Annotated in this window: 4 protein-coding genes; 1 reads left to right on the plus strand and 3 read right to left on the minus strand. The window is 45.2% G+C overall.

Annotation, left to right across the window (positions count from 1 at the left end; all coding sequences use genetic code 11):
- A partial coding sequence (locus tag GVY04_21825; GenBank protein ID NBD18669.1) for a 5-oxoprolinase occupies nt 1-2,608 on the plus strand: 2,608 nt, incomplete at its 5' end.
- Between the two features lie 3 nt (nt 2,609-2,611).
- Here the strand turns inward: GVY04_21825 and GVY04_21830 are convergent.
- The 3 genes from GVY04_21830 to GVY04_21840 all read right to left on the minus strand — a co-directional run bounded on the left by GVY04_21830 (nt 2,612) and on the right by GVY04_21840 (nt 3,960).
- Nucleotides 2,612-3,172: a Uma2 family endonuclease gene (locus tag GVY04_21830; GenBank protein NBD18670.1), complete on the minus strand. Its 561-nt coding sequence runs from the start codon at nt 3,170-3,172 to the stop codon at nt 2,612-2,614.
- A 91-nt stretch (nt 3,173-3,263) separates the two neighbouring features.
- Nucleotides 3,264-3,632, minus strand: a complete 369-nt coding sequence (locus GVY04_21835) for a DUF948 domain-containing protein (GenBank protein NBD18671.1) — start codon at nt 3,630-3,632, stop codon at nt 3,264-3,266.
- A gap of 67 nt (nt 3,633-3,699) precedes the next feature.
- Nucleotides 3,700-3,960, minus strand: coding sequence for a hypothetical protein (locus GVY04_21840; GenBank protein ID NBD18672.1), 261 nt, complete (start codon nt 3,958-3,960; stop codon nt 3,700-3,702).
- Nucleotides 3,961-3,969 lie beyond the last annotated feature (9 nt).

Here is a 3,969-nt window from a genome sequence, read left to right on the forward strand (position 1 = left end):
GTTTGATGGGTCACGGTATCGGGTGGGACCCGCTTCAGCAGGGGCATATCCGGGACCCGCTGCTTATGGCAATGGCGGACCGTTAACCGTTACCGACTGCAACGTGAAAGTGGGGAAACTACAACCGCAGTTCTTTCCGAAAGTATTTGGAAAAAATCAAGATGAACCCCTCAATAGTGAGATTGTTGAGGCAAAATTTCAGGAATTGACCGCAAAAATTGGGGATCATCGCCTGCCAGAAGCCGTTGCATCGGGTTTTCTTGCTATTGCAGTGGAAAAAATGGCAAACGCGATCAAAAAAATCTCCTTAGAAAAAGGCTATGATGTCTCAAAATATACCCTCTGCTGTTTTGGCGGTGCAGGGGGACAACATGCTTGTTTAATTGCGGATGCCTTAGGCATGAAGCGAGTGCTGATTCATCCGTATGCAGGAGTTTTATCCGCTTATGGCATTGGTTTAGCGGATATTCGGGTCTTGCGAGAAAAAGCGGTGGAAGCCAAATTGACACCCGATTTAGACTTAAAATCCCTCTTTTCTCCCTTAATTACAGAAGCGCAAGAAGAATTAGCAAAACAAACTAATACTTCCTCGCCAGAAAGAACCACCACCCAGCAAAAAGTGCATCTGAAATACGAAGGAACAGACTCGCCTCTCTTGGTGAACTTTGCCAGCTTAGACCAGATGCAAGCGGAATTTAATAGCATTCATCAGCAGCGGTATGGCTTTGTTATGGAAGGAAAACCCTTAATTGTAGAAGCGATATCCGTGGAATTGATTTATGAAACCGAACCCTTAGCAGAAAAAACGGTTCTCCGTTCCCGAGAAACGCCACCGCAACCCATCACCACCGTTTCTGTTTATACCGGCGAGAAATGGCACGATACCCCAGTTTATCAACGAGAAGATTTACAGCCAGGCGACTCCATTCCCAGTCCAGCGATGATTATAGAACCCACAGGAACCAATATGATTGAACTGGGTTGGGAAGCAATGGTAAATGATCATGGTCATCTGATTCTCTGTAAGCAAAGCGAAGCCGTCAAGCAGACCGTACAACCCACAGTGACAGAAACCCCTGATCCCGTGCTTTTAGAAATTTTTAATAACTTGTTCCGTTCTATTGCTGAACAAATGGGAACAACGCTACAAAATACCAGTTATTCGGTGAATATTAAAGAGCGATTAGACTTTTCTTGTGCCATTTTCGACCAAAACGGGCAATTAGTGGCAAATGCCCCTCACATTCCGGTTCATTTGGGTTCCATGAGTGAGAGTGTGGGCAGTTTAATTACAGCGCAACAAGGAAACTTAAAACCAGGGGATGTCTATGTTCTGAATAATCCTTATAACGGTGGAACCCATCTCCCTGATGTTACGGTAATTACCCCTGTTTTTGTCGATGAGAGTGCATCACCTCTATTTTATGTGGCATCCCGAGGACATCACGCCGATATTGGCGGCATTACCCCTGGTTCCATGCCTCCTTACAGTACCCACATTGAAGAAGAAGGGGTATTACTGGATAACTTCCTCCTCGTGGAAAACGGACACTTCCGAGAAGAAGCCCTTGTCGAAAAACTTACTACGGGTGACTATCCGGTGCGAAATGTTACTCAGAATATTGCCGACTTACAAGCGCAAATTGCAGCGAATGAGAAAGGTGTTCAAGAGTTACTGCGGATGGTGGAACAGTTTAGCTTGGAAACGGTACAAGCGTATATGTTCCATGTGCAAAACAATGCAGAGACAGCGGTTAAAAAAGTAATTGAACGGTTGCGGGAAGGGAGTTATCGCACCGAGTTGGATACAGGTGGACACATTCAAGTCCAAATTTTAATTAATCGCGAGACCCATCGCGCCACCATTGACTTTACCGGCACTTCTCCCCAACAAGCCAGTAATTTCAACGCACCAGCAGCAGTTTGTAAAGCAGCGGTACTATACGTTTTTCGGACGCTGGTGGATGATAATATACCGCTGAATGCCGGTTGTTTGAAACCACTAGATATTATTATCCCAGAAGGGTGCTTATTAAATCCCACTCCGCCGGCGGCAGTGGTAGCTGGCAATGTGGAAACCTCTCAGTTAATTGTGGACACCCTTTATGGGGCGTTAGAGGTGATGGCAGCCTCTCAAGGGACCATGAATAATTTCACCTTTGGTAATGACCGCTATCAATATTACGAAACGATTTGTGGCGGTGCGGGGGCTGGTAAGGTCTTTAAAGGGGCGGATGCAGTACATACCCACATGACCAACTCCCGTTTAACTGACCCAGAAGTGTTAGAGTGGCGCTTTCCGGTATTGGTGGAAGAGTTTAAGATTCGAGAAAAGAGTGGCGGAAATGGGCAATATCAGGGCGGAAATGGCGTGATCCGTCGCATTAAATTCTTAGAAGCGATGACAGCAGGAATTTTGTCTGGTCGTCGTCAGTTTGCCCCGTTTGGTTTAGCCGGGGGTGAGTCGGGAAAACCAGGACGCAATGCTGTTGAAAGAAATGATGGCACCCTTGAGGAGTTAGACAGTACGGCAACCGTGGAGATGCAACCGGGAGATGTTTTTATTATTGAAACTCCAGGCGGTGGTGGATATGGTCATTCTGAGTAATGGTTAGAGGAACAGTTCTGCAACAGGACAGCTAAATTCAGATAACAGGTGACTGGTTAAGGTATCTTCAGCGAGTAAGGTAACAGCTAATTGTAAAACAGCTTGTTCCCGTCGATAGACTTTAACTTGTTGTTGCTGATAGTCTACAATGCAGTATTCTTGTACACCTTGGGTGGAGTAAAGTTTTCGTTTTAATTCTAGATCGCGCTGTTTATCTTTCACTCCTTTGGATAGCACTTCCACCACTAATTCTGGTGCGTCGGTGAGGTGTCCAGATTCATCTAAGCATGCTTCTAAACGCTGGTTACTTGCCCAAACGACATCAGGAATGACGCTATCGGTTGTTGAAAAAATAATACCAGGGGTAACCGTACTCCGTCCTAATCCTGTTTTCCGTGACCAAGCCTGTAACACTCCATAAACATTCCCGGTTACTTCCTGATGCCTCCAATGAGGCGCACGAGTCACAAAGAGTTCTCCATCAATAATCTCATACCGCTTGCCATCTTCCGGAAACAGTTCTAAATCAGTAATTGTCCAGTATAAGTTGTTCCTGGTTTTCATAATTTAACCGACTAGGCGATTAATATCATTAGCTTGTCTTCCTTGTCTCCCTTGTCCAAACTCAACCCACCATTTGAAAACGAATGAACAACTACTGCGTTCCGCGCCACGTTTTCCAAGCCACTCTCACGCCTGTAATCACTCCTCGGGTTTGCTTTCTCACCCCTTGCGCTTGATTTTTAGCCGTTGTCACACCGCGATCGAGCTGTTTTGCCACTTGAGATGCATTTTTCACCCCCGTATTCACTTCATTTGTCAGTTCCGCTACTTCTTCACCGGTGAGACGAATAGCGTCTAAGGTTGACGGGAGTTCTTTTTCTAACGTATCAAACAATTTTTCTGCACTACGAGCGACTCGCGCTAGTTCCAAAAAAGCCGGAAACGCCGCGACTAGCACGGCGGTGAGACTAATGGCAACTAAAAATAAGGACAATGCCAGCCAAAATATTGGGTCACTCATGCTTTATTATCAATCAGTGTTGCATCCTACAGATCAAAGATCAGGGTTATCGGGTGAAACAACCCTCTCAGCTTTCCGAATCATCCGTTGATTCATCCATTTCTAATCCTTTATGAGAGGACTTCAATTCTTTCCATAAGTCTTTAATTTTGTGATAGGCTTCTTGAGAACTGATTTTACCACCGGTTTCTAAATTACAGATATAGCTGACTTTCTGCGCAAACTCTTGTAAATTTGCGTTAAAGACAATGTTTTGGGGATAGGCTTTCCCTCGATAGGGATGATGGGGGTAAAGAAATTCATCTTTACTCGGGTTAGATTCTGGCATACTATTAAC

The organism is Cyanobacteria bacterium GSL.Bin1, assembly GCA_009909085.1.
GTDB lineage: Bacteria > Cyanobacteriota > Cyanobacteriia > Cyanobacteriales > Rubidibacteraceae > Halothece.

Excerpts from the sequence above, each read along its gene's own strand:
- GVY04_21830 (NBD18670.1), bottom strand. The coding sequence starts at position 3,172 with ATGAAAACCAGGAACAACTTATACTGGACAATTACTGATTTAGAACTG.
- GVY04_21835 (NBD18671.1), bottom strand. The coding sequence starts at position 3,632 with ATGAGTGACCCAATATTTTGGCTGGCATTGTCCTTATTTTTAGTTGCC.
- GVY04_21840 (NBD18672.1), bottom strand. The coding sequence starts at position 3,960 with ATGCCAGAATCTAACCCGAGTAAAGATGAATTTCTTTACCCCCATCAT.